Raw genomic sequence first — 23,292 nt, forward strand, 5'->3', positions numbered from 1 at the left:
TATTTTGATTTTACAAAGAAATTTCTCTATAAAATTGTATCTTTTCAAGAATATGCAACAAATATGGGGTTATTTATATAAATTAGTAGAGAATTTAGGTTATTATAATACAACCAGTCACCGCAAACGATTCACTGATAAATGACTACTTACGATAAGAATTTAGGCACAAAACAAAAAGCACTCCGCATCAACTTAGACCGTCGTATTTACGGCTCTTTTGCTGAAATTGGAGCAGGACAAGATGTGGCAACCAATTTTTTCAAAGCTGGCGGGGCTTCAGGAACAATTGCCAAAACTATTTCTGCCTACGATATGGCATTTTCGGATGCTATTTATGGAGAAGAACCTTCGGGCCGCTATGTCTGTGAGCCACGTTTGATAAAAATGCTCAATCGTGAATATAAATTGCTCAACGTACGTCTGACAGAAAGTGCTTCGGAAAAAATGTTCTTTTCTTTTGCTGATACCGTTGCAGCATTGAATTACCAAAAAACCAATGACCCACATGGCTGGATTGGCCTTCGCTTTCAGCTTCGTCCAAATTCAGACCCCAACGATGTTATTGTTCACGTTAGAATGAAGGATAATGACAACGTCCTCCAACAACAGGCTTTGGGTATTATTGGGGTCAATTTGATTTATGGATGTTTTTATTACAACGAACAACCCGAGATATTGCTTCAGTCGCTTATGGACGACCTGCATACCGACCGTATCGAAATAGATATGATTCGTTTTGCTGGCCCCGACTTTGCCGATGTAGACAACCGTGTGATGTCGTTGCACTTAGTTAAAAAAGGCTTTACCAATGCAGCCCTATTTGGCCCCGACGGCAATGTAATGAACCCTTCTGAGGCTTTCTATAAAAAACATATTGTGGCTGTTCGTGGTCGCTTTCGTCCTGTAACCAACGTATTTTTGGATATGTTGAAAAAAGGACAAATGCAGTTTGAAAATGAACCCGATGTCGACGACGACAAAGTGGTAGTTTTGTCGGAATTAACCCTCCGAAATCTACAAAGTAGTGATGAAGAAATTAACGAGAAAGACTTCCTAGACCGTGTTGATATTCTTTGTTCGTTGGGTCAAACAGTACTTATTTCCAATTTCCATGAGTATTACAAATTGGTATCTTATTTAAGTCGATTTACTCAACGCCGCATGGCCTTGATTATGGGTATGCCCAACTTGTCGTATATCTTTGAGGAAAAACACTACCAAAACCTATCTGGAGGTATTTTGGCGGCATTTGCTACTTTATTTGGTCCAAAAATTAAGCTCTATCTTCACCCAATGATTGATAGCAATGGCAACGTTGTTACGTCCAAAGAATTTAGTCCCCCAGAGCATCTCAAGGGCTTATTCCAATATATGCTCGACAACGATAAGTTTGAGGATATTACCAATTATGACAAAACCCTATTGTCTATCCATGCCGATAGCGTTTTGAATACTATTCAATCTGGTCAAAGTGGCTGGGAAGAATTTGTACCAAAATCGGTAGCCAAAATGATTAAAGAAAACTGCTTGTTTGGCTATCCTTGCGAAGTAAAAACAGTTTAATATTCCTTATATCAACAAAGGTGCTTGGAGTTATATTCCAAGCACCTTTATTCTTTTACTGCCCTCAAAACTTCCCTTTTACCATAAGGGCCTGGATGTTTTTCTACTTTAAACCCTGCTGCTATCAAGGCCTTTCTAACAACAGTTTTTGAACAATAGGTTGTCAAAAAACCACCTTTGTTCATAGCATTATAGAGCTTTACAAAGACCTCTTCCGTCCAAAGTTCGGGCTGGGTAGTAGGCGAAAAAGCATCATAGAAAATGAGGTCGATATTATTCCCCAAATCGTATTGAAGCAAATCTTGTTGTACTTTCTTGAGTTGAAAACCAGTATCAATGGCTACTGTTTGTTCCCATGTTGCTTCATGAATTTTGGTAAGCAAGTTTGTAGAAAAAATTTCACCATAATTCAAGGCTGCTATTTCCTCTTGTCCGATAGGGTATGCTTCTATTACTTCATATACAATATTGGTTTGTTCTTTTTGAGCTTCTAGGGCAGTTAATAATACATTTAAGCCCGTACCCAAGCCCATTTCAAAAATCTTAATAGTCTGTTTTTCTTGAAGTTTTGGCCATAGCCCCAGCTCAATAAAAACCCTCATAGACTCCTGAACAGCTCCATTAACCGAGTGATGCCACACATCCAAATCAGTATTATACAAAGTATGAGAGCCATCTTTGGTCAAAACTAATTTAATCATTTTTTTCGTTCATTATCATTCATCCGTTTGGCATAAAAAAGGCAGTTCGGAAGAACTGCCTGCAATTTTATAACATTCCCACAAAAGAATCAAACAAATAACGAGAATCGTGCGGGCCAGGAGAAGCCTCTGGGTGGTGTTGCACCGAGAATGCCGGCTTATCTTTTCTACGCAAGCCTTCTACCGTTTTGTCGTTCAAATTGATATGAGTAAGCTCTACATTAGGATTGCTTTCCAATTCTTCCATTTTCACAGCAAAGCCATGATTTTGAGAAGTAATTTCAGACAAACCAGTAATCAAGTTTTTCACTGGGTGATTCAATCCACGGTGTCCATTTTTCATTTTATATGTAGACAAACCAGAAGCTTGAGCCAAAATTTGGTGACCAAGACAAATACCAAATGTTGGTTTATCATTTCCTACGATTTCCTTAACTGTTTCTACGGCATAAGGCATTACAGCAGGGTCGCCAGGGCCATTCGATATAAAATATCCTTTAGGACCCCAAGATTCCATTTCAGCAAAAGAAGTTTTTGCAGGGAAAACCTTCAAAAAACAGCCTCTGTCGGTCAAGTTAGTAAGAATACTTTTCTTAACACCCAAGTCGAGTACAGCTACCTTAACATCAGAGTTTTCGTCACCCAAAAAGTAAGCTTCTTGAGTACATACTTGAGACGAAAGTTCAAGTCCTTCCATTGGAGGAACTTTGGCTAATTCTTTTTTTAATTCTTCAACATCTAAAATTGCAGAAGAAATGATACAATTCATCACCCCTTTTTCACGGATATGTCTCACAATTTGGCGAGTATCAACACCTGAAATACCTACAATACCTGCTTTTTCAAAATACTCTTGTAATGAACCATCAGCCGTTTTGCGAGAATGAATCGGAGAGAATTCATTACATACCATACCTGCTATCTTCACAGAAGCCGACTCTTCTTCAAGGTCGTTGACTACACCATAGTTTCCAATATGCGAAGTGGTATTTACAATTACCTGTCCAAAATACGAAGGGTCGGTATAAATTTCCTGATACCCAGTCATTCCCGTATTGAAGCAGATTTCACCGCCACTCGTCCCGATTTTCCCGAGGGCGTTGCCTCTAAAAACTGTGCCGTCTTCCAACAATAAAATAGCTGGTTGGCTTTGTGTTACTTTCATTGGTTGATATTTGGTTAAAAAATTATGCAAAGTTAAGCGAAAATGAATAAAAACGAAGAGAAATTCTCATCATCTCCCGATAAGTACGCATAATGTGATGGTAGTAAACTTTACTATTTCACTATACAATGTATTTTTATAAATAAAACAAGCTAAGTATAAATACTTGCTTCTATTATAGAACCAATATTGGTTGGGGCATAAAAAAAGCCTCAATCCAAAAGATTGAGGCTTCTATAAGGAAGGTCATCAAGACTATTCCTCTGTTTTTTCTTCTGTAGCTGGAGCTTCAGGAGTAGTTTCTTCGGCTGCAGGAGCTTCAGTTACCACTTCAGCAGAAGGAGTTGCTTCTACAGCTGCATCAGCTTTCTTAGAAGAACCACGACGGCTACGACGAGTTTTAACAGCTTTTTCTTCAACTGCTGCCAACAACACCTCGTTGAAGTCAACTAATTCGATCAAACAGATATCAGCGTTGTCACCAAGACGATTTCCTAATTTGATAATTCTTGTGTATCCACCAGGGCGAGAAGCGATTTTCTCAGACACTACACCAAAAAGTTCTTTTACAGCTTCTTTATTTTGCAAATAAGAGAATACAACACGACGGCTGTTAGTATCGTCAGTTTTTGATTTAGTAATCAAAGGCTCAACATACTTTCTTAATTCTTTTGCTTTTGCAGTTGTAGTTTCAATTCTTTTGTGAAGAATCAAAGAAGAAGCCATATTTGATAACAAAGCGGCTCTGTGTGAGGCAGTTCTGCCTAAATGGTTGAATTTTTTACCGTGTCTCATTGTTTTTCGTAAGTTGAAAGCGACAAAACCTTAAAGCCTATCGCTGCGGTTAGGATACCTTTTGGGCCCCCACCTATTACTACTGTTTATTATAAAAATCAAAATACAAAGTTACAAGAAGTTTATTATAACTTTGTATTTCAGCTTTATCAATCTTCGTCTAAACGATAACGGATTACATCCATACCGAAATGAAGACCTTTTTCTTCTACTAATTGTTCTAATTCAGTCAAAGACTTCTTACCGAAGTTACGGAATTTCATCATATCAGAAATTTCCAATTTAACTAAATCACCTAAAGTTCTCACGTCTGCTGATTTCAAACAGTTATAAGCACGCACCGACAAATCTAGGTCTGCCAATGGTGTTTTCAATAACTTTCTCATATGCAACATTTCCTCATCAACAACGTTTTCATCTTCAGCTTTCATAGCTTCAAATGTCATTGTTTGATCCGAGAATAGCATAAAGTGTTGAATCAAGATATACGCTGCACCTTTCAAAGCATCTTCTGGGTGAATCGAGCCATCAGTCTCAATATCCAAAATCAATTTTTCGTAGTCAGTTTTTTGTTCCACACGAGTATTTTCTACGCTGAACTTAACGTTCTTGATAGGCGTATAAATGGCATCGATAGGAATATGGCCAAAAGGAGGCTCTGTATTACGAGGTTCGTCGGCAGGAACGTAACCACGTCCTTTCTCAACGATAATTTCCATTTCAAACTCTTTTGATTCATCCAAGTTACAGATAACTAATTCTGGATTAAGGATTTCAAAATAGTTTGTAAATTTGTTTATATCCCCCGCTGTCAAAGTGTTCTGACCTTTTACTCTGACATTGATTTTATTTTCAAGGATTTCTTGAGCCTTCTTGAAGCGAACTTTTTTCAAATTCAAGATAATCTCAGTCATATCCTCAATAACACCCTCAATAGCTGAGAACTCATGCAATACTCCGCTTACTTTCACGCTAGTGATTGCGTAGCCTTCAAGCGAAGACAACAAGATTCTACGAAGTGCGTTACCAATTGTAACGCCATAGCCTTTTTCGAGAGGCTTAAACTCAAATAACCCGTGAAAGTCGTCAGCTTTCTCCATAACGACTTTGTCGGGCATTTGGAATGCTAATATTGACATATTTCGTAGCTTAATTTATCTTAGATTTTATAAGAATAGAGTAATCGAGCGTAATATACGAAATAACTTTGTGAGTTTTAGGGTTTTAGGGTAAAAATTTGCAAAATTTCTTGACAAATTTGTTTTTTTTTATTATATTACAAAATTCGCAAGAAAAAATTTACCTAATAACTTACCGTAATTCACTTTTATGAAATATCGAATACCAATAAAATTGATATTCGATATTTAAACTGACTAAGTTTTTCCTATCTATTGCTAACAAAACTTTAGTAAAAATAGTTTTATTATAGCTACGATTACTTCGAGTAAAGCTCGACGATTGCCTGCTCGTTGAAGTTTTCAGGAATGTCACTTCTCTCAGGATAAGATAAGAATTTACCAGTTAAAGAAGAAGCTTCCCACTCCAACCAGTTAAAACGCTTACCTGCTTTTCCAGCAAGAGAATTAGTTACAACTTCCAAAGACTTTGATTTCTCACGAACACCAATTAACTGTCCTGGCTTTAAAGAATATGATGGGATATTTACAATTTCGCCGTCAACGATAATGTGTTTGTGAATAACCAATTGGCGTGCAGCACGACGAGTTGGAGCAATTCCTAAACGGTAAACTGTATTGTCAAGACGAGCTTCACATAATTTCAAAAGGTTTTCACCTTTAATACCTTCTCTTACAGCAGCTTTGTGGAAAAGATTCTCGAATTGTTTTTCAAGAATACCGTACGTGTATTTCACTTTTTGCTTTTCTTTCAACTGCAATGCGTATTCAGATTGCTTAGTGCGTTTACCTTTTCCGTGTTGACCTGGGCCGTAATTTTTGCGTGATAACGCTTTACTTGGACCTAAGATTGGCTCACCAAAACGACGAGCAATTTTTGATTTTGGACCTGTGTATCTTGCCATTATTTGTATGAAATTGAGTCAATGAGCATCTTTTGCTCAATGAAGTAATTAAGTTATGAGAAACATGAAAACGAAGGGTAATAATTACTAATTACCCTTCGCAATACCTTTACATGATTATTGCCAAAGCAACAACCCTAGAATTATACCCTACGACGTTTTGGAGGACGACATCCGTTGTGTGGAAGTGGAGTAATATCTTTGATAGAAGTTACTTCAATACCAGCATTTGCAATAGTTCTGATAGCCGATTCACGGCCAGCACCAGGACCCTTTACAAATACTTCAGCTTTTTTCATCCCAGCTTCTACAGCCACGGCAGCACAGTTTGTGGCAGCAGTTTGAGCAGCATAAGGAGTGTTTTTCTTAGAGCCTTTGAAGCCCATTTTACCAGCTGAAGCCCAAGATATAACTTGTCCTTGGCTATTAGTAATAGAGATAATAATATTATTAAAAGAAGCCTTGATGTGTACTTGACCAACCTGTTCAACTACAACAACTCTCTTTTTTGCTTTATCTTTTCTTTTAGCTTGTGCCATTTTAAGAGTTTTGTTTAATGTGCTATACCGAGTTTTTCGAAGTTAATCGAATCTTTGGTACAATAACGCTACATTACTTTAATGATTACTTAGTAGCTTTTTTCTTGTTAGCAACTGTCTTACGTTTACCCTTACGAGTACGAGAGTTGTTTTTAGTTCTTTGACCACGCAAAGGAAGACCTTTACGGTGACGAAGACCACGGTAGCAACCAATGTCCATCAAACGCTTGATGTTCAACTGAATTTCAGAACGCAATTGTCCTTCAGTTTTAAATTCACCAGCAATAATGTTACGAATGGCACTAGCTTCCTCATCGTTCCACTCACCAGCTTTCTTATCTAAAGAAATACCAGCCTGTGTCAAAATTTTCTGAGCAGTGCTACGACCTATACCGAAGATATAGGTCAAAGCGATTTCGCCTCTTTTTTTATCGGGAATATCAACCCCTGCAATACGAGCCATATTGTTCTAAAGCTTTTTAGTTTATTTAGGTATTCAAGATTAGTAATTTCTCAACTACCGATTCTTAAATTTTCTAATTAACCCTGTCTTTGTTTAAACTTTGGATTTTTTTTGTTAATAACATAAAGTTTGCCGTTACGACGGATTACTTTACATTCAGCACTACGCTTTTTGATAGACGCTTTAACTTTCATTGTAGTATTGTCTTAAAAGTTGTCAATTAATTGCGACAGGGCTAAAAGCATTAGCCTTTGCTTACTGCCTACTGCTAATTGCCAACTGTCATTTTATTTGTAACGATACACGATTCTTGCTTTTGTCAAGTCATAAGGTGACATTTCTAGTTTCACCTTATCTCCTGGTAAAATTTTGATGTAATTCATTCTCATTTTACCAGAAATATGGGCAATCACTTGATGAGTATTCTCTAGCTCTACTCTGAACATAGCGTTAGAAAGTGCCTCTACGATGGTACCATCAACTTCAATGGATGATTGTTTTGCCATAAAATTGTATTATTTGTTAGTCGTAATTCGTGAAATATTAAGAATAAACGAGTAAACGATTAACAGCTACCTTTAAAAGAGTTTCAAATTTCAACGATGTACTCCGAAGATTGAATAGCAGCTTCTATAAATTCAAAGGTTGTTAAAACATCAACTTTATCCTTACAAACTGCCACTGTGTGTTCAAAATGAGCTGATGGTTTACGATCCTGAGTTCTGATTGTCCAGTGGTCGTTTTCCTGATGGATAGCTCTTTTGCCTAGATTAATCATAGGCTCGATAGCAATCACCATACCTTCTTTCAATTTTGCCCCATCTCCTCTTTTTCCGTAATTAGCTACTTCTGGGCCTTCATGAAGTGATTTACCTACACCATGCCCAACAAGCTCTCGTACAACTGTAAATCCTGCTTTCTCGCAATATGACTGAATAGCAAATCCAATATCTCCAATTCTTTTACCAGCTACTGCTTGGGCTATACCTAAGTAAAGCGACTCTTTAGTGGTACGTAAAAGACGAAGGGTTTCTTCTTTGACATTGCCGACCGCATAAGTATATGCACTGTCTGCGTGAAAGCCATTTTTATAAACTCCGCAATCAATCGAAATAATATCACCATCTTTCAATTGATAATTATTGGGAATTCCATGCACAACTACATCGTTCACAGAGATACATAATGAAGCGGGGTACTTATGCCCTCCTACATTATAGTTCAGAAAAGATGGATGAGCTCCATTATCTTTTATAAACTCATAAGCCACTTGGTCTAACTCTTTTGTAGTTATACCGGGCTTAATAATCTTTGCAACTTCGGCATGTGTTTTTCCTAAAATAACACCGTTTGCTCGGATGATTTCTAACTCGGAAGATGTTTTTAAATAAATCATCTGTTATTACTGAGCGATTGCTTCAGTTCTACCTTTTACTCTACCAGACTGCATCAAACCTTCATATTTACGCATCAAAAGATAACTTTCAATTTGTTGTAGAGTATCTAAAACAACACCTACTAAAATAAGAAGAGAAGTTCCTCCGAAGAAAGATGCAAAACCACGAGTGATTCCAAATACACTAGCTACTGCAGGTAAAATTGCAATGATAGCCAACATAAATGCACCTGGTAAGGTAATTCTATCTAAGATATCTGCAATAAAGTTTGAAGTAGCTTCGCCAGGTTTTACGCCTGGTACAAATCCACCGCCACGCTTCATATCGTCAGAAATCTGAGTTGGATTGATAGAAATAGCTGTGTAAAAAAATGTAAATACTATAATAAGTACTGCAAACAATAAATTGTATTGCCAAGTTGTAAAATCGCCAAACGCTTGAGCTACCGACTGAGCAAACTCACTTTTGTCTGCAAATGATTGAGCTAACAAACCTGGAACAAACATTAATGCTTGAGCAAAAATAATTGGCATAACACCTGCAGCGTTCAACTTCAAAGGAATATATTGACGTTCGCCACTTAATGAAACTCTATTACCTACCACTTGCTTAGCATACTGAACTGGAATTCGGCGAACCGCCTGTGTTACCATTACAGCACCCATGACCACGAAGAACAAAGCAACAACTTCAATAATGAATAAAAGTGCACCAGACATTCCTCTTGATTGAGCTTCACCCAACAAAGAAGCAGGGAAACGAGACACAATACCAATCATAATTAGCATTGAGATACCATTACCAATTCCTTTATCTGTGATTTTCTCGCCAAGCCACATACAGAACATTGTACCAGCAACCAAAATGATTACAGAATACAAACGAAACGACCATGGTGAAACAAGAATAGCCTCAGCAGGAATTGTTACTTGCAAATATGTAAAAGCCTGTGCAGCCGTCACAAAAATCGTTAGAACACGAGTGATTTGGTTTAACTTTTTGCGACCTGACTCCCCATCCTTCTGCATCTTTTGGAAATATGGTAATGCAATCGTCAATAATTGGATTGCAATAGAAGCAGAAATATATGGCATGATGCCTAAGGCAAAGATAGAAGCATTATTAAACGCTCCACCTGAGAACATATTCAACAAACCTAATAAACCGCCGTCACCCTTCTGCGCTAACTTAGTGGCATCTACACCTGGTAAAACTACGTAAGATCCAAGGCGAAAAAAGGTGATAAACAACAGGGTATTAAGAATTCGACCTCTTAATTCCTCTATTGAGAAAATGTTTTTGATAGTGCTAATAAACTTGTTCATGCTATCTGTTTAAGTAATCGTTATAGAATATAACTCGAAAGATGTTCAACTTTTTTGTGAATTACAAATCTGTTGTACAATTTTACAATGATTACCTAATAATTTCTGTTGTCTATCGATTTTCAAATTGAAAACTAAGCTACCACTGCTTTACCACCTGCAGCTTCAATAGCAGCTTTAGCAGAAGCAGAGAAACCTTTTACTTGTATCTCTACAGCAGTTTTGATTTCACCACGTGACAAGATTTTCACCAAGTCATTTTTAGAAACCAAACCATTTTGATACAATACATCGTGCGTAATAACAGTAACACCTGTTTCTTCAATCAAAGCTTGAATTGTATCAAGGTTGATAGCTTTATATTCTACACGGTTGATATTTTTGAAACCAAACTTCGGAACACGACGTTGGATTGGCATCTGACCACCTTCAAAACCACTCTTACGAGAGTAACCTGAACGAGACTGAGCACCTTTGTGACCACGAGCAGAAGTTCCACCTAAACCAGAACCTGCACCACGACCAACTCTTTTTCTTACCTTAGTAGAGCCCTGAGCGGGCTTTAATGACGATAAATTCATTGTTGTAATAAGTTAATTAATTGCTAAACGCTACTTCACCGTGAAGTAACTCGCTCAATTGACCTCTTTTTATGAAAGAAAGAAGTACAATTAGATTTTTTCGACTACAATCAAATGCTGTACAGCACGAATCATACCTTCAATAGCAGGATTCAATTCTTTTTCTACGCTTTTGTTCAATTTACCTAATCCAAGAGCTTGAATAGTGCGTTTTTGAACTTCAGGGCGTTTGATTGTACTCTTAACTTGAGTGATTTTTACCTTTGACATGGTTTTATATTTTTGAGTTTCAAGAATTGAGCTTGTAGTAATACTGCAAGCTCAATTCAATCAACTAAAATAAACTATCCGTTAAATACTTTTGCTAAAGATACACTTCTTTGGAAAGCTACTGTATGAGGATTTCTCATTTTAACAAGAGCATCTACAGTTGCTTTTACCACGTTGTGAGGGTTTGAAGAACCTTTTGATTTAGCCAATACATCATGAACACCAGCAGCTTCAAGAACAGCACGCATTGCACCACCCGCAATTACTCCAGTACCCGGAGCAGCAGGCTTCAACAATACGAAACCACCTGAGAACTTACCAATTTGTTCGTGAGGTACAGTTGCTTTCAAAAGAGCAACTTGGAATAAGTTTTTCTTAGCGTCTTCTATACCTTTAGAGATAGCGTCAGTAACTTCGTTTGCTTTACCCAAACCGAACCCTACTACGCCTTTGCCATCACCAACAACAACGATTGCAGAGAAGCTGAAACGACGTCCACCTTTCACTACTTTCGCTACGCGATTGATAGCTACAACTCTTTCTTTTAATTCGCCTTCGTTAACCTTGATAGGTTTTGATATTAATTGCGACATTTTTTTCTAATTTGAAAATTGTTGAATTTGAAAATTTGAAATCTGTGCTTTAACATCAAAAACTTTCATTTTTAGAAGGGCGGCGAACCGCGTTGCACAATTTCAAATTGACTAATTAAAATTTAAGACCTCCTTCTCTTGCACCTTCTGCCACTGCCTTAACACGACCATGGTACAAGTAACCGTTACGGTCAAAAACAACTGTTGAAATTCCTGCAGTTAAAGCTTTTTCAGCGATTTTAGCACCTACTTGCTTTGCACTTTCAACATTACCGCTTTTTAACCCTAATTCCTTAGATGAAGCAGCAGCTAAAGTTTGTCCTTTCACATCATCAATAAGCTGTGCATAAATTGCAGTATTTGAACGGAAAACAGACAATCTTGGCTTTTCAGCTGTACCAGAAACTTTCGCTCTGATAGAAAGCTTAATACGTAATCTTCTTAAATCTTTTTGCGTAGCCATTTGTATTAGATATTTTGTGGATTACCGACCCACGATGATTAAATGCTATTTCTTACCACCAGCTTTACCAGCTTTTCTACGGATTTGCTCACCCACGAAGCGAATACCTTTACCTTTGTAAGGTTCAACTTTACGAAGAGAACGAATCTTTGCTGCAACTTGGCCTATTAATTCCTTATCGATACCTTCCAAAACAACTTTAGGGTTTTGACCTTTTTCCATTGCTGTTGTAACTTTCAACTCAGAAGGGATTTGCATAAAAATGGCGTGTGAGTAACCCAATGCCAATTCAAGAATATTTCCTTGATTAGAAGCTTTGTAACCAACCCCTACGATTTCCATTTCTTTTTTGAAACCGTCGCTAACACCAACAACCATGTTGTTAATCAATGCACGGTACAATCCGTGTAGAGCCTTATGACGCTTTTGTTCAGTAGGGCGTTTTACACGCAACTCGTTACCCTCAACTTCTACTGTAATATCTGAATCGATAGTACGAACAAGGGTTCCTTTTGCTCCTTTTACAGTCACTGTATTTTTATCAACGGCTACAGTAACACCAGCAGGAAGTGTGATAAGTTTATTACCAACTCTTGACATGACTTTTTTGTTTTTGCTTAGATGGAGGCCATTATACCTCTTTCAGCGTTATTTGAAAATAAGTTAGGGAACAAACCTTTACTAGACTTATTCCCCATTGTTAAGATTAATATACGAAACAAAGAACTTCACCACCTACATTGAGTACACGGGCTTCTTTGTCTGTAATTACACCTTTTGATGTTGAAAGGATAGCTACACCTAAACCATTCAATACACGTGGTAACTCTCCAGCACCTTTGTATTTACGTAAACCTGGCTTAGATACTCTCTCCAACTTCACGATAGCAGGCTGTTTTGTAACTGGGTTGTATTTCAAAGCGATTTTGATTGTACCCTGAACAGTTGTATCGTCGAACTTGTAGTTTTGAATATATCCTTTATCAAAAAGCACTTTTGTGATTTCCTTTTTGATGTTAGAAGCAGGAATTTCAACGATTCTGTGACGTGCCTTGATGGCATTTCTCAATCGTGTTAAGTAATCTGCTATTGGATCTGTCATTGTTTTCGATATTTGAAACGATCTTTTCTCTAGGAAAAGGCTCGCAAAATTACGGAATTGAATTTAAAAAAACAACCATAACTGGCTGATTTTAATAAAGCTTACGATAAATTTTATCGTAAAGGAAATTACCAGCTTGATTTAGTTACGCCTGGAATCAATCCTGCTGAAGCCATTTCACGGAAAGTCACACGGTTAATGCCGAATTTACGCATATAACCTCTTGGACGACCTGTTAGCTTACAACGATTGTGCAAACGTACTGGTGAAGCATTTTTAGGTAATTTGTCTAAACCTAAGTAATCGCCAGCAGCTTTAAGAGCTGCACGCTTTGCAGCGTATTTAGCAACGGTTGCTTCTTTTTTTCTTTCTCTTGCTTTGATTGATTCTTTTGCCATTGTGCTTGAATCTTTTTTATCTGTTGTCGGTTATCCGTTACCCGAAAAAGAACGTATTCCTAAAGCGGATAACGAATAACGGATAACGTAGTTAAATTACTTCTTCAAATTAGCGAAAGGCATACCCATTTGCTGTAACAAGGCATACGCTTCAGCATCAGTATTAGCTGTGGTCACGAATGTAATATCCATACCAGAGATTTTGCTTACTTTGTCAATAGAAATCTCAGGGAAGATAATTTGTTCTTTAACACCTAATGTATAGTTACCACGGCCATCAAATCCTTTGTCAGAAACCCCTTTGAAGTCACGTACACGAGGAAGAGCTACTGCAGTTAAACGGTCAAGAAATTCGTACATCTTTTCACCTCTCAATGTTACTTTCACACCGATAGGCATGTTTTCACGCAATTTGAAGTTAGAGATTGCCTTTTTAGACATAGTAGCCACAGCTTTCTGACCAGCAATAAGTGTTAATTCTTCAAGACCAGTATCAATCAATTTTTTATCAGCCACTGCAGCTCCGATACCTTTGTTGATTACGATTTTAGTAATCTTTGGAACCTGCATGATTGATTTGTACTGAAATTTTTCCTTCAACGCAGGAACAACTTCACTTTGGTATTTGTCTCTTAATCTTGTTGTAGTTGTCATTGTTATGAAACTTTATGTGGATTTCCGACCCACTTTTCCACTGGCTGTTATTCAAGAATGAAAAGTAGCACAGTGTTCATTGATTATTGATTAAATAAAATTACCAGTTGCTTTTGAGAATCTCTGCAACTTGCCTTTTTCGTTCAATTTACGACCTGTACGAACGGCTTTGCCATTTTCAGAAACCGCAAGGTTTGAAATATGGATTGTACCTTCTGTTTTTACGATGCCACCTTGAGGGTTGCTAGCAGTAGGTTTTACGTGTTTTGTGATAAGGTTTACACCTTCTACAATAGCACGTTGTTTTTCAACTAATACTTTTGTAATTACGCCTGTTTGACCTTTAGCGTTACCAGCGATAACCACAACAGTATCACCAGTTTTGATGTGCAGTTTTGGCTGCTTATTAAACTTTCTTTCCATGATGATTACAAATTATGATTAAAGTACCTCTGGAGCTAACGAAACAATTTTCATAAACCCTGCTTCACGTAATTCACGTGCAACTGGCCCGAAAATACGAGTACCACGTGGCTCGTCATTGTTATTTAAAAGAACTGCTGCATTGTCTTCAAAGCGGATATATGAACCATCTTTGCGACGAATTTCTTTTTTAGTTCTTACTACTACGGCTTTAGAAACCGTACCTTTCTTCATGCTAGATGACGATAACGCAGACTTCACAGTTACTACGATTTTGTCACCAACAGAAGCATATCTTTTTCCTGTACCGCCCAGCACACGAATAACCAGTACTTCTTTTGCACCTGAGTTATCAGCAACGCCGAGTCTTGATTCTTGCTGTACCATTGTTTGCTTGGTATATTAAAGATTGCGAAAAAATTAAATCATTGTTAATTATACACTAGCCCAAGAAAAGCTTGTAGATAGTGCTTAACGCTGGATGAAACTGGAGTAGTGAATTATTTCGCTTTCTCGATAATTTCAACTAATCTCCAACGCTTGTTCTTTGACAAAGGACGGGTCTCCATAACCTTAACTGTGTCGCCGATTCCACATTCGTTTTTCTCATCATGAGCCATCACTTTTGAAGTTTTTTGCATAAACTTACCATAAAGTGGGTGCTTAACTTTTCTTTCTACGGCGACGGTGATAGACTTGTCCATCTTGTTGCTCACCACACGCCCAATCCTTACTTTTCTTAGATTTCTTTCCATCGTTGGATTTGGTTGTTTTCGATTGACCTCAAGCGGTATGTTGATGAGGTCTGTTAAAAAAATCATTTACTATGTAACACTTAGGAGAAAGCCCCCCCGAGCATTATTTTTTGGCTGCTGCTGTAATAGCAGTTTCCAAGCGAGCAATCACTTTACGAGCTTCACGCAAACGCAAAGGGTTCTCAATTGGAGAAATAGCGTGAGCAAACTTCAAACGTGCCAAAGCATCTTTTTCTGAAGCCAAAGTGTTTTTCAACTCTTCTAAGCTCAATTTTTGGATTTCTGCGTTTTTCATTGTTCTATTAGTCGTTGAGTCGTTGGACGTTGATCATGTGTCGGTACGACAAATGACTAACGACTAACGACAAAAAATACTATTCTTCTTGATAATCTCTACGAACTACGAATTTTGTACGAAGTGGTAATTTCTGAGCTGCCAAACGAAGTGACTCCTGAGCCAATTCTAAAGGTACGCCAGATGATTCGAACAAAATTGTGCCTGGTTTGATATTGGCTACCCAATATTCAGGAGCACCTTTACCTTTACCCATACGTACCTCTGCAGGTTTCTTAGTGATAGGTTTATCAGGGAAGATACGAATCCAAACCTGACCTTCACGTTTCATTGCACGAGTTACTGAGATACGAGCTGCTTCGATTTGACGAGCAGTTATACGTCCTGGCTCCAGAGCTTTGATAGCGAATGTACCGAAGTCAATTTCATGACCTCGAGTTGCCAATCCTTTCACTCTACCTTTCTGTTGCTTACGGAACTTGGTTCTTCTTGGTTGTAACATTGTCTTATGAAGTCTTTAAGTCATAAGTCGTAAGTCATAAAGGGTTACTTTTGAGTAGTACAAATGCAATCTTTAAGACTTGCGACTTTAAACTAAGATTTTAAAAATTATCTCTTTCCGCCTCCTTTGTTGTTAGGATTTCCTCCTTTTCCGCGGTTGTTGTTATTGTTGTTACGACGTTGGTTGTCATTACCACCACGACCACCACCACGATTGTCGCGTCCGCCACGGCGTCCACCATCATCGTCACGGCCGCCACGTTGGTTGTTACCACCACGAGAGTCGCCACCACCTGCTTGTTGAGCAGCCATTCCAGCGTTTGGAGAAAGATCACGTTTGCCGTACACTTCGCCTTTGAACACCCACACTTTGATACCGATTTTACCATAAACCGTCAAAGCTTCAGAGATAGCGTAGTCAATATCGGCACGCAAAGTATGAAGAGGAATACGTCCTTCTTTGTATCCTTCTGAGCGAGCCATTTCGGCACCACCCAAACGGCCAGAAAGCTTCAATTTGATACCTTGAGCACCTACTCTCATCGCAGAAGCAATTGCTTGCTTCATAGCACGACGGAAAGAAATACGTGCTTCTAATTGCTGAGCGATAGTTTCGCCAATCAATTTAGCATCAATCTCAGGACGTTTAATTTCAAAGATGTTGATTTGAACATCTTTGCCTGTGATTTTCTTTAATTCTTCTTTGATTTTATCAACTTCTTGACCACCTTTACCAATTACAACGCCAGGGCGAGCTGTATTGATAGTCAAGGTAATACGCTTCAAAGTACGCTCGATGATTACCTTAGAGATTGCACCCTTTGGAATACGAGCAGCAACGTACTTACGGATTTTCTCATCCTCAACTAACTTGTCGGCAAAGTTTTTACCGCCGTACCAGTTAGAATCCCAACCTCTGACGATACCAAGTCTAAGACCAACGGGGTTTACTTTCTGTCCCATTTTGTGATATTTAGATGTTTTCTCTAATTATTCTTCTATTGTTACGATTGATGGAGCACTTGCTGAAGCAACCACGATAGTAATGTGGTTTGAACGCTTCAAGATTCTGTATCCACGACCTTGTGGAGCTGGACGCAAACGCTTCAATGAGCTACCGCCATCTACTGTAACGGTTTTAACGTACAAGTCGGCATCTTCCAACTTAACGTCTTCGTGCTTGTTTTGCCAATTGGCAATCGCCGAGAGTAACAATTTCTCAACGTATCTAGCACCAACTTTAGGTTCAAATTTCAAGATACCCAAAGCCTTGTTGACTTTCTGACCTCTAATCATGTCAACCACGATTCTCATTTTCTGAGGAGAAGTCGGAACATTGTTTAATTTAGCTACTGCTTCCATTTCTATGATTTCGGATTTCGGATTTGGGATTTTGGATTATTTGGATTGTTAGAACTTTTCCTTCAACCCGCAATCCACCGTCCACTATCCCCTATTACCTTTTGCCTTTATCTTTTTTTGCGATGTGACCTCGGAAATTGCGAGTTGGAGCAAATTCACCAAGTTTATGTCCAACCATGTTTTCTGTAACATATACTGGGATAAACTTGTTGCCGTTATGCACTGCGAAAGTGTGTCCAACGAAGTCAGGAGAAATCATTGAACGTCTTGACCAAGTTTTGATAACTGACTTTTTGCCTGAATCATTCATAGCAACCACCTTGTTGTCAAGGCGATAGTCAATATAAGGTCCTTTTTTTAATGAACGTGCCATCTATCTATTTTTTCTTTCTACTGATGATTAGACGATTTGAATCCTTTTTCTTGTCGCGAGTTTTCTTACCTTTCGCTAACAAGCCTGTGCGTGAGCGTGGGTGACCACCAGAAGAACGGCCTTCACCACCACCCATTGGGTGATCTACTGGGTTCATTACTACACCACGAACTCTTGGACGGCGGCCTAACCAACGGTGACGACCAGCTTTACCCAAGTTTGTGTTCATGTGATCTGCATTTGATACAGAACCTACCGTTGCCAAACAGTTTGCTAAAACCATACGCATTTCACCTGAAGGCAATTTCAATGTAGCATATTTGCTATCACGAGCCAACAACTGAGCGTAAGTACCAGCAGAACGAGCTAACTCAGCACCACCACGAGGGCGAAGCTCAATAGCGTGTACAATTGTACCTACTGGAATACTCGACAAAGGCATTGTATTTCCCACTTCTGGAGCTGCACTTGCACTTGATATCACAGATTGACCTACTTTCAAACCTGTAGGAGCAATGATATAAGATTTTTCTCCGTCAGCATACTCGATCAGAGCAATACGTGCTGTACGGTTTGGATCGTATTCAATTGTCAAAACTGTAGCTTCAACATCGAATTTGTCACGATAGAAGTCGATCAAACGGTAACGACGTTTGTGACCACCACCGATGTAACGCATAGCACGATGTCCTAAGTTGTTACGACCACCTGTTCTTTTAATTGGAGCCAACAACGGTTTATACGGTTTCGAAGTAGTAATCTCTTCGAAAGTTGGAGCGATACGTTGACGTTGACCCGGAGATGTTGGTTTTAATTTTCTAACTGCCATTTCTCTTTTTGTTCAAATTATCGGGGTGAACACCCATAAATGTTAATTTGAAAATCTGAATGATTGAATTGTTGATTATGTATCAAACAATCCGAATTAATCTATCTTCAAATTGGTTTTAGATTCCTTCATAGAAATCGATTACTTCGCCTTTAGCTACTGTAACGATTGCTTTCTTGAATGTTGAAGTATAACCAGATGTAATCTTAGTTTTTGTACTTCTTGATTTTTTCTTACCGAACTGACGAAGAGTATTTACAGATGTTACGTCAACTCCGTACATTTTCTTGATTTCTTTAGCGATTTCAATCTTGTTTGATTTTCCCGCTACTTCAAAAACGTACTGACCGCCCTTCTGCAAATCCTGAGTTTTCTCAGTAAGAATTGGTCTTTTGATAATGCTCATTTCTTTATGACGTTAATTGTTCTCAGTTTTATCTACTGCTAACTATTTACTGAAAGATGATTCGATTTTTGCAACAGCACCTTCTGCAATGATAAGACGAGTTGCATTTACTAAGTCATAAGTATTTACTTGGCCAGCAGATACAACTTTTGTTTTTGGCAAATTGCGACCTGACAAATAAATGTTTTGGTTTTCTTCTGACAAAATCAACAATGTTTTTGTATCTACCAATGACAATGCGTTCAAGATTGACAAGAATGCTTTTGTTTTTGGTGCCTCGAATGAGAAATCTTCCAAAACAGAAACCTCTCCTGCTTGTGCTTTTGCAGCAAATGCCGACTGACGAGCTAAAGATTTTACTTTCTTGTTCAATTTGAATGAGTAGTCACGAGGAACTGGACCGAATACACGTCCACCACCCTTAAACAAAGGTGATTTCATTGAACCTGCACGAGCTCCACCCGTTCCTTTTTGACGCTTCAGCTTGCGTGTTGAACGCGAAACCTCTGCTCTTTCTTTTGCTTTGTGAGTTCCTTGACGTTTGTTAGCCAAGAATTGCTTCACATCTAACCAAACAACGTGCTCGTTTGGCTCGATTCCAAAGATTTCGTCAGAAAGCGTTACTTTCTTACCTGTCTCTTTGCCTTGTATATTTAATACTGATAATTCCATTTTCTTTAATGTGAAGATTTAAAAATTGAAGATTTGAAAAGTTGACTTTTAAAGCCCTAAGAGATATTCCAATCTTTCAACCTAAATCTATTTTTCAAGGATAACGTATGAATTTTTCGCTCCTGGTACTGAACCTGACACTACGATAAGGTTTTTGTCAGCATAAACTTTCAATACTTGCAAGTTTTGAACTTTTACGCGATTACCACCTGTACGACCTGCCATGCGAAGACCTTTGAATACACGAGATGGGAATGAACAAGCACCAATTGAACCTGGGTGGCGACCGCGGTTGTGCTGTCCGTGAGTTTGACCTCCTACACCACTAAATCCGTGACGCTTAACAACACCTTGGAAACCTTTACCTTTTGATGTTCCGATTGCATCGATGAAGTCACCTTCTGCAAATAACTCTGCCGATACGGTTTCTCCTAAAGCTAATGGGCTTTCAAAAGATTTGAATTCTACAAGCTTCTTTTTGGGAGTTGTGCCTGCTTTTTTGAAGTGACCTAATAATGGCCTAGAAGTGTGTTTTTCCTTCTTCTCACCATAGCCTAACTGAATAGCACTATAGCCTTCTTTTTCTACTGTTTTTACTTGCGTTACTACACAAGGACCGGCTTCAATCAGCGTACAAGGGATGGCAGCACCATCAGCATTGTAGAGGCTGGTCATACCGATTTTCTTTCCGATAATTCCAGACATTTTATTATTGAATAAAACGTTAAAAGATAAAATAATTAACTTATTTACAACGAGTTACGTATTCACCTAATAGATTCGACGTAAAACGGACTGCAAAGGTCGGAATTTTATTTGGCACTAACAAAAAAGTACACAAAAAAATTCTCAAAACTATTTGAGCGACAGAAAATTGAGGGATAAAGCGACAAGAAATGTGCGGACGGGCTTATACCCGTGAGACGAGTCCTGTGCAGCTTAATACTCAACTTTGCAAACTGGGCATTCAGTAAAGCAAGCCAGTATCAGTTCTGACACTATTTGCGACAAACTTGATTAGGCAATAACCTTGTGTTGTCTTTTCCTATGCTAGCACTCCAAATATTTCAACTTACTTAATTTCTTGCCGAGTTCTGCCAACCCTTTGCAAGACCATGTGAATTGGGGTGCCTTAATGGGACTGCAAAATTAGAGAATAGTTTTTGAAATACAATGAGTTATGAAAAATATTTTAAAAAAATATTAAAAAAAAACCACTACCATCGTTAGGCTTATACGATTGTATTTTTTATTGAAGGATTTCACTGAATTGCTACTTTATTACCTTTCATTTTATTACCAACGCTGTAGCCTATCTGGGCTTGTTGAAATATAAAATGATGAACTGTTATGTGTGCTGTGATTCAAATATCTACTTTTCCCCTTGGTTTCAATATTGATATATTGACGTTCTGATGCACCAATCGTTTTGAGTACATAAATAACATTGTTGTATTTGCTCAAATCTATTTTTTTCGATGTTACAAATCTCTTTAAGACCTATTAAGATACTCATTTCTAGGACATTGATATTATACTGTACACTTCTCTATTTCTTGATTCTATCAAAATACTAAGCATAGCAATAGCTGTGTAGGCACTGTCTACAGATTTTGGTTGTGCCATAGAGGTTATACGAATCGTTTGAATTTGTTTGTAAGCTGAAGTGTCTTGGATTAATACGTTGATACTTGAGCGTTTCGGCTATTGTAATTTGGGATTGTCCGTCAAGTCTAAAATAGGTCTATTGTTTGTATTGTAATTTTACTATTAGCTAGCAAATGGATTCGCTAGCTAATAGTAAAACAGTTATGCCGTAACCTAAAGGCTTTATAAATTGCCTTTTTTTAATTCTTTCACAGCAAAATCTACAGCTCTGGCCGACAAAGCCATATAAGTTAACGACGGGTTAACGTTTGAAGACGAGGTCATACATGCTCCATCGGTTACAAATACATTAGGACATCCCCAAACTTGGCTATGAGCATTCAGTACAGAAGTTTTGGGGTCTCGTCCCATTCGAGCCGTTCCCATTTCGTGAATACTTAGACCAAACCCTGGCTGGTTGTCGTAGGTTTCGATATTTTTAAAACCTGCTGCTTCTAACATTTCGGCAGCATCGTTTTTAATATCTACTCGCATTTTACGTTCGTTTTCGCCAAACTCGGCCGACATTTTTAAAAGAGGTTGTCCCCATTTATCTTTTTGCTCGTCGGTCAATGTTACCCTATTGGTATAAACAGGCAACGTTTCAGCAAAACCCATAATATCTAAGCCCCAATTGCCTGTTGGATGGGTATATTTGTCTTTAAAATCAGCACCAAACTCGTCATCAGACTCGCCACGAGCTTTCCAGCTACCTCCTTCATAGCCAAAACCACGTAAATAGTCACGTTTGTCGTTACCAACATTACGATAACGAGGAATATAGATAGCATTAGGACGACGACCATAATAATACTGATTATTAAAGCCATCATGTTCGCCACGGGCTCCGATACCAAAATGGTGGTCCATTAAGTAGTGGCCTAAAGCTCCGCTATCATTACCCAATCCATTTGGAAAACGTCGTGACTTAGAATTCATCAAAATATAAGTAGAACCTAAAGCAGAAGCATTCAAGAATATAATTTTTGCATGAAAATCTACCCATTCATGGGTATTTTCATCAATTACCCTCACGCCTGTTGCCTTACCTTTTGTGTCATCATAAATGATAGAATTAACAATAGAGTGAGGGCGAATAGTAAGATTACCCGTTTTACGAGCAGCAGGAAATGTAGCTGATTGCGAGCTAAAATACGCTCCAAATGGACATCCACGCATACACATATCTCTTAGCTGGCATTTAGCTCGTCCTAAAGCAAGCTGCTCTGGAGTAGGGTCGGTTAAGTTAGCCGTACGTGAGTGAATCACATGGCGGTCGGGGTATTTGGTTTTTAGGGCTTTTCCAAGATGGTCTTCTACACAAGTCATTGGAATAGGTGGCTGAAAAACACCATCGGGCAAATGAGGAATACCATCTTTTTTGCCTGCAATACCCACAAATTTTTCGACATAAGCATACCAAGGAGCTAAGTCTTTGTAACGAATAGGCCAATCAATACCAATACCTTCTTTGGCATTGGCCTCAAAGTCGAGGTCGCTCATTCGCAAAGATACCCTTCCCCAAGTAAGCGACTTGCCTCCCACTTGCCAGCTTCTGATCCAATCAAACCGTTTTTCTTCTATGTAAGGAAAATCTATATCTTTTGTAAAATGATGCTTGGTAGACTCTGTAATGGTAAAACCTGTTCGCTGATGAATAGGATAATTTTTCATTTCCTCTAAGGGGACTTGCCCTCCATGCGGAAAATCCCAGGGGTCGGTCATGGCTGTATGATAGTCTTTCACATGCTCAATCATTCGCCCACGTTCCAACACTAATACCTTCAGTCCTTTCTCTGCTAATTCTTTTGCCGACCACCCTCCACTGACACCAGAACCTACCACAATGGCATCGTAAGTTCGTTTTTCCTTCATTGCTTCCATTTATATCATAGTTAGAAAAATTGTACTGACTAAAATTAAGCAATAATTGTATGAAATCTAAAACGAACCCTTATGTTTTTCTGTAGGGT

33 protein-coding genes are annotated in these 23,292 nt (G+C 38.4%); 1 reads left to right on the forward strand and 32 read right to left on the reverse strand.

The window, feature by feature from the left end:
* Positions 1-141 precede the first annotated feature (141 nt).
* The gene (locus FLEMA_RS70220; RefSeq protein WP_044172007.1) at positions 142-1,566 is read left to right on the forward strand and encodes a hypothetical protein; all 1,425 of its coding nucleotides are present in this window, start codon (positions 142-144) and stop codon (positions 1,564-1,566) included.
* A gap of 47 nt (positions 1,567-1,613) precedes the next feature.
* Here FLEMA_RS70220 and mnmC2 read toward each other — a convergent pair whose 3' ends face one another.
* The 32 genes from mnmC2 to FLEMA_RS0127370 form a co-directional block, all read right to left on the reverse strand.
* The gene (gene mnmC2, locus FLEMA_RS0127080) at positions 1,614-2,267 is read right to left on the reverse strand and encodes a tRNA (5-methylaminomethyl-2-thiouridine)(34)-methyltransferase MnmC2 (RefSeq protein ID WP_026997830.1); all 654 of its coding nucleotides are present in this window, start codon (positions 2,265-2,267) and stop codon (positions 1,614-1,616) included.
* Positions 2,268-2,334: 67 nt separating this feature from the next.
* Complete coding sequence (gene carA / locus FLEMA_RS0127090; protein ID WP_026996205.1) at positions 2,335-3,432, reverse strand: glutamine-hydrolyzing carbamoyl-phosphate synthase small subunit; 1,098 nt, start codon at positions 3,430-3,432, stop codon at positions 2,335-2,337.
* Between the two features lie 255 nt (positions 3,433-3,687).
* Positions 3,688-4,227 (reverse strand): 50S ribosomal protein L17, encoded by a 540-nt coding sequence (rplQ, locus tag FLEMA_RS0127100; protein ID WP_026996206.1) that lies wholly within the window; start codon positions 4,225-4,227, stop codon positions 3,688-3,690.
* Positions 4,228-4,376: 149 nt separating this feature from the next.
* Positions 4,377-5,366 (reverse strand): DNA-directed RNA polymerase subunit alpha, encoded by a 990-nt coding sequence (locus FLEMA_RS0127105; protein WP_026996207.1) that lies wholly within the window; start codon positions 5,364-5,366, stop codon positions 4,377-4,379.
* 299 nt (positions 5,367-5,665) lie between these two features.
* Positions 5,666-6,271: a 30S ribosomal protein S4 gene (gene rpsD, locus FLEMA_RS0127120; protein ID WP_026997831.1), complete on the reverse strand. Its 606-nt coding sequence runs from the start codon at positions 6,269-6,271 to the stop codon at positions 5,666-5,668.
* 143 nt (positions 6,272-6,414) lie between these two features.
* Positions 6,415-6,810: a 30S ribosomal protein S11 gene (gene rpsK, locus FLEMA_RS0127130; RefSeq protein WP_026997832.1), complete on the reverse strand. Its 396-nt coding sequence runs from the start codon at positions 6,808-6,810 to the stop codon at positions 6,415-6,417.
* 85 nt (positions 6,811-6,895) lie between these two features.
* Positions 6,896-7,273 (reverse strand): 30S ribosomal protein S13, encoded by a 378-nt coding sequence (gene rpsM, locus FLEMA_RS0127140; protein ID WP_026997833.1) that lies wholly within the window; start codon positions 7,271-7,273, stop codon positions 6,896-6,898.
* Between the two features lie 77 nt (positions 7,274-7,350).
* Positions 7,351-7,467, reverse strand: a complete 117-nt coding sequence (gene rpmJ / locus FLEMA_RS70225; protein WP_044172008.1) for a 50S ribosomal protein L36 — start codon at positions 7,465-7,467, stop codon at positions 7,351-7,353.
* A 93-nt stretch (positions 7,468-7,560) separates the two neighbouring features.
* A complete protein-coding gene (gene infA, locus FLEMA_RS0127155) occupies positions 7,561-7,779 on the reverse strand; it encodes a translation initiation factor IF-1 (RefSeq protein WP_026997834.1) in 219 nt (72 codons plus the stop codon).
* An 83-nt stretch (positions 7,780-7,862) separates the two neighbouring features.
* Entirely contained in the window at positions 7,863-8,669 is an 807-nt protein-coding gene (gene map / locus FLEMA_RS0127165) for a type I methionyl aminopeptidase (RefSeq protein WP_026996209.1), read from the reverse strand.
* Between the two features lie 6 nt (positions 8,670-8,675).
* Complete coding sequence (gene secY / locus FLEMA_RS0127170) at positions 8,676-9,995, reverse strand: preprotein translocase subunit SecY (RefSeq protein WP_026997835.1); 1,320 nt, start codon at positions 9,993-9,995, stop codon at positions 8,676-8,678.
* A 134-nt stretch (positions 9,996-10,129) separates the two neighbouring features.
* Positions 10,130-10,576, reverse strand: a complete 447-nt coding sequence (rplO, locus tag FLEMA_RS0127185) for a 50S ribosomal protein L15 (RefSeq protein WP_026996210.1) — start codon at positions 10,574-10,576, stop codon at positions 10,130-10,132.
* A 90-nt stretch (positions 10,577-10,666) separates the two neighbouring features.
* Positions 10,667-10,846: a 50S ribosomal protein L30 gene (gene rpmD / locus FLEMA_RS0127190; protein ID WP_026996211.1), complete on the reverse strand. Its 180-nt coding sequence runs from the start codon at positions 10,844-10,846 to the stop codon at positions 10,667-10,669.
* Between the two features lie 74 nt (positions 10,847-10,920).
* Positions 10,921-11,439 (reverse strand): 30S ribosomal protein S5, encoded by a 519-nt coding sequence (gene rpsE / locus FLEMA_RS0127195; protein ID WP_026997836.1) that lies wholly within the window; start codon positions 11,437-11,439, stop codon positions 10,921-10,923.
* Positions 11,440-11,554: 115 nt separating this feature from the next.
* Positions 11,555-11,902: a 50S ribosomal protein L18 gene (gene rplR, locus FLEMA_RS0127205; protein ID WP_026996212.1), complete on the reverse strand. Its 348-nt coding sequence runs from the start codon at positions 11,900-11,902 to the stop codon at positions 11,555-11,557.
* A 45-nt stretch (positions 11,903-11,947) separates the two neighbouring features.
* The gene (rplF, locus tag FLEMA_RS0127210; RefSeq protein WP_026996213.1) at positions 11,948-12,502 is read right to left on the reverse strand and encodes a 50S ribosomal protein L6; all 555 of its coding nucleotides are present in this window, start codon (positions 12,500-12,502) and stop codon (positions 11,948-11,950) included.
* A gap of 106 nt (positions 12,503-12,608) precedes the next feature.
* A complete protein-coding gene (rpsH, locus tag FLEMA_RS0127220; RefSeq protein ID WP_026996214.1) occupies positions 12,609-13,004 on the reverse strand; it encodes a 30S ribosomal protein S8 in 396 nt (131 codons plus the stop codon).
* Between the two features lie 128 nt (positions 13,005-13,132).
* Positions 13,133-13,402, reverse strand: a complete 270-nt coding sequence (gene rpsN / locus FLEMA_RS0127230; RefSeq protein ID WP_026996215.1) for a 30S ribosomal protein S14 — start codon at positions 13,400-13,402, stop codon at positions 13,133-13,135.
* A gap of 96 nt (positions 13,403-13,498) precedes the next feature.
* Positions 13,499-14,056 carry a 50S ribosomal protein L5 gene (rplE, locus tag FLEMA_RS0127240; RefSeq protein WP_026997837.1) on the reverse strand — a complete coding sequence of 186 codons (558 nt, stop codon included), beginning with the start codon at positions 14,054-14,056 and terminating at the stop codon, positions 13,499-13,501.
* A 90-nt stretch (positions 14,057-14,146) separates the two neighbouring features.
* Entirely contained in the window at positions 14,147-14,479 is a 333-nt protein-coding gene (gene rplX, locus FLEMA_RS70230) for a 50S ribosomal protein L24 (RefSeq protein ID WP_044172010.1), read from the reverse strand.
* Between the two features lie 18 nt (positions 14,480-14,497).
* Positions 14,498-14,866, reverse strand: coding sequence for a 50S ribosomal protein L14 (gene rplN / locus FLEMA_RS0127265; RefSeq protein WP_026997838.1), 369 nt, complete (start codon positions 14,864-14,866; stop codon positions 14,498-14,500).
* A gap of 113 nt (positions 14,867-14,979) precedes the next feature.
* A complete protein-coding gene (gene rpsQ / locus FLEMA_RS0127275) occupies positions 14,980-15,234 on the reverse strand; it encodes a 30S ribosomal protein S17 (RefSeq protein ID WP_026996216.1) in 255 nt (84 codons plus the stop codon).
* Between the two features lie 103 nt (positions 15,235-15,337).
* On the reverse strand, positions 15,338-15,529 hold the full coding sequence (gene rpmC / locus FLEMA_RS0127280; protein ID WP_026997839.1) for a 50S ribosomal protein L29: 192 nt from the start codon (positions 15,527-15,529) through the stop codon (positions 15,338-15,340).
* A 79-nt stretch (positions 15,530-15,608) separates the two neighbouring features.
* Complete coding sequence (rplP, locus tag FLEMA_RS0127290; protein ID WP_026997840.1) at positions 15,609-16,031, reverse strand: 50S ribosomal protein L16; 423 nt, start codon at positions 16,029-16,031, stop codon at positions 15,609-15,611.
* A 107-nt stretch (positions 16,032-16,138) separates the two neighbouring features.
* On the reverse strand, positions 16,139-16,993 hold the full coding sequence (rpsC, locus tag FLEMA_RS0127300) for a 30S ribosomal protein S3 (protein ID WP_026997841.1): 855 nt from the start codon (positions 16,991-16,993) through the stop codon (positions 16,139-16,141).
* 27 nt (positions 16,994-17,020) lie between these two features.
* The gene (gene rplV / locus FLEMA_RS0127305) at positions 17,021-17,392 is read right to left on the reverse strand and encodes a 50S ribosomal protein L22 (RefSeq protein ID WP_044172011.1); all 372 of its coding nucleotides are present in this window, start codon (positions 17,390-17,392) and stop codon (positions 17,021-17,023) included.
* A 94-nt stretch (positions 17,393-17,486) separates the two neighbouring features.
* A complete protein-coding gene (gene rpsS, locus FLEMA_RS0127315) occupies positions 17,487-17,765 on the reverse strand; it encodes a 30S ribosomal protein S19 (protein ID WP_026996217.1) in 279 nt (92 codons plus the stop codon).
* A gap of 4 nt (positions 17,766-17,769) precedes the next feature.
* A complete protein-coding gene (gene rplB, locus FLEMA_RS0127320) occupies positions 17,770-18,594 on the reverse strand; it encodes a 50S ribosomal protein L2 (protein WP_026996218.1) in 825 nt (274 codons plus the stop codon).
* Between the two features lie 118 nt (positions 18,595-18,712).
* Complete coding sequence (gene rplW / locus FLEMA_RS0127325) at positions 18,713-19,000, reverse strand: 50S ribosomal protein L23 (protein ID WP_026996219.1); 288 nt, start codon at positions 18,998-19,000, stop codon at positions 18,713-18,715.
* A 42-nt stretch (positions 19,001-19,042) separates the two neighbouring features.
* Positions 19,043-19,672 carry a 50S ribosomal protein L4 gene (gene rplD / locus FLEMA_RS0127335; RefSeq protein ID WP_026997843.1) on the reverse strand — a complete coding sequence of 210 codons (630 nt, stop codon included), beginning with the start codon at positions 19,670-19,672 and terminating at the stop codon, positions 19,043-19,045.
* 87 nt (positions 19,673-19,759) lie between these two features.
* Complete coding sequence (gene rplC / locus FLEMA_RS0127340; protein WP_026997844.1) at positions 19,760-20,377, reverse strand: 50S ribosomal protein L3; 618 nt, start codon at positions 20,375-20,377, stop codon at positions 19,760-19,762.
* A 1,125-nt stretch (positions 20,378-21,502) separates the two neighbouring features.
* Positions 21,503-23,203: a GMC oxidoreductase gene (locus tag FLEMA_RS0127370; RefSeq protein WP_026996220.1), complete on the reverse strand. Its 1,701-nt coding sequence runs from the start codon at positions 23,201-23,203 to the stop codon at positions 21,503-21,505.
* Positions 23,204-23,292: the final 89 nt, after the last annotated feature.

Source organism: Flectobacillus major DSM 103, from assembly GCF_000427405.1.
GTDB lineage: Bacteria > Bacteroidota > Bacteroidia > Cytophagales > Spirosomataceae > Flectobacillus > Flectobacillus major.

Bases quoted from the DNA above. Each gene is read 5' to 3' on its own strand.
- FLEMA_RS70220 (WP_044172007.1), top strand. From the start codon at position 142: ATGACTACTTACGATAAGAATTTAGGCACAAAACAAAAAGCACTCCGC.
- mnmC2 (WP_026997830.1), bottom strand. From the start codon at position 2,267: ATGATTAAATTAGTTTTGACCAAAGATGGCTCTCATACTTTGTATAAT.
- carA (WP_026996205.1), bottom strand. From the start codon at position 3,432: ATGAAAGTAACACAAAGCCAACCAGCTATTTTATTGTTGGAAGACGGC.
- rplQ (WP_026996206.1), bottom strand. From the start codon at position 4,227: ATGAGACACGGTAAAAAATTCAACCATTTAGGCAGAACTGCCTCACAC.
- FLEMA_RS0127105 (WP_026996207.1), bottom strand. From the start codon at position 5,366: ATGTCAATATTAGCATTCCAAATGCCCGACAAAGTCGTTATGGAGAAA.
- rpsD (WP_026997831.1), bottom strand. From the start codon at position 6,271: ATGGCAAGATACACAGGTCCAAAATCAAAAATTGCTCGTCGTTTTGGT.
- rpsK (WP_026997832.1), bottom strand. From the start codon at position 6,810: ATGGCACAAGCTAAAAGAAAAGATAAAGCAAAAAAGAGAGTTGTTGTA.
- rpsM (WP_026997833.1), bottom strand. From the start codon at position 7,273: ATGGCTCGTATTGCAGGGGTTGATATTCCCGATAAAAAAAGAGGCGAA.
- rpmJ (WP_044172008.1), bottom strand. From the start codon at position 7,467: ATGAAAGTTAAAGCGTCTATCAAAAAGCGTAGTGCTGAATGTAAAGTA.
- infA (WP_026997834.1), bottom strand. From the start codon at position 7,779: ATGGCAAAACAATCATCCATTGAAGTTGATGGTACCATCGTAGAGGCA.
- map (WP_026996209.1), bottom strand. From the start codon at position 8,669: ATGATTTATTTAAAAACATCTTCCGAGTTAGAAATCATCCGAGCAAAC.
- secY (WP_026997835.1), bottom strand. From the start codon at position 9,995: ATGAACAAGTTTATTAGCACTATCAAAAACATTTTCTCAATAGAGGAA.
- rplO (WP_026996210.1), bottom strand. From the start codon at position 10,576: ATGAATTTATCGTCATTAAAGCCCGCTCAGGGCTCTACTAAGGTAAGA.
- rpmD (WP_026996211.1), bottom strand. From the start codon at position 10,846: ATGTCAAAGGTAAAAATCACTCAAGTTAAGAGTACAATCAAACGCCCT.
- rpsE (WP_026997836.1), bottom strand. From the start codon at position 11,439: ATGTCGCAATTAATATCAAAACCTATCAAGGTTAACGAAGGCGAATTA.
- rplR (WP_026996212.1), bottom strand. From the start codon at position 11,902: ATGGCTACGCAAAAAGATTTAAGAAGATTACGTATTAAGCTTTCTATC.
- rplF (WP_026996213.1), bottom strand. From the start codon at position 12,502: ATGTCAAGAGTTGGTAATAAACTTATCACACTTCCTGCTGGTGTTACT.
- rpsH (WP_026996214.1), bottom strand. From the start codon at position 13,004: ATGACAGATCCAATAGCAGATTACTTAACACGATTGAGAAATGCCATC.
- rpsN (WP_026996215.1), bottom strand. From the start codon at position 13,402: ATGGCAAAAGAATCAATCAAAGCAAGAGAAAGAAAAAAAGAAGCAACC.
- rplE (WP_026997837.1), bottom strand. From the start codon at position 14,056: ATGACAACTACAACAAGATTAAGAGACAAATACCAAAGTGAAGTTGTT.
- rplX (WP_044172010.1), bottom strand. From the start codon at position 14,479: ATGGAAAGAAAGTTTAATAAGCAGCCAAAACTGCACATCAAAACTGGT.
- rplN (WP_026997838.1), bottom strand. From the start codon at position 14,866: ATGGTACAGCAAGAATCAAGACTCGGCGTTGCTGATAACTCAGGTGCA.
- rpsQ (WP_026996216.1), bottom strand. From the start codon at position 15,234: ATGGAAAGAAATCTAAGAAAAGTAAGGATTGGGCGTGTGGTGAGCAAC.
- rpmC (WP_026997839.1), bottom strand. From the start codon at position 15,529: ATGAAAAACGCAGAAATCCAAAAATTGAGCTTAGAAGAGTTGAAAAAC.
- rplP (WP_026997840.1), bottom strand. From the start codon at position 16,031: ATGTTACAACCAAGAAGAACCAAGTTCCGTAAGCAACAGAAAGGTAGA.
- rpsC (WP_026997841.1), bottom strand. From the start codon at position 16,993: ATGGGACAGAAAGTAAACCCCGTTGGTCTTAGACTTGGTATCGTCAGA.
- rplV (WP_044172011.1), bottom strand. From the start codon at position 17,392: ATGGAAGCAGTAGCTAAATTAAACAATGTTCCGACTTCTCCTCAGAAA.
- rpsS (WP_026996217.1), bottom strand. From the start codon at position 17,765: ATGGCACGTTCATTAAAAAAAGGACCTTATATTGACTATCGCCTTGAC.
- rplB (WP_026996218.1), bottom strand. From the start codon at position 18,594: ATGGCAGTTAGAAAATTAAAACCAACATCTCCGGGTCAACGTCAACGT.
- rplW (WP_026996219.1), bottom strand. From the start codon at position 19,000: ATGAGCATTATCAAAAGACCAATTCTTACTGAGAAAACTCAGGATTTG.
- rplD (WP_026997843.1), bottom strand. From the start codon at position 19,672: ATGGAATTATCAGTATTAAATATACAAGGCAAAGAGACAGGTAAGAAA.
- rplC (WP_026997844.1), bottom strand. From the start codon at position 20,377: ATGTCTGGAATTATCGGAAAGAAAATCGGTATGACCAGCCTCTACAAT.
- FLEMA_RS0127370 (WP_026996220.1), bottom strand. From the start codon at position 23,203: ATGGAAGCAATGAAGGAAAAACGAACTTACGATGCCATTGTGGTAGGT.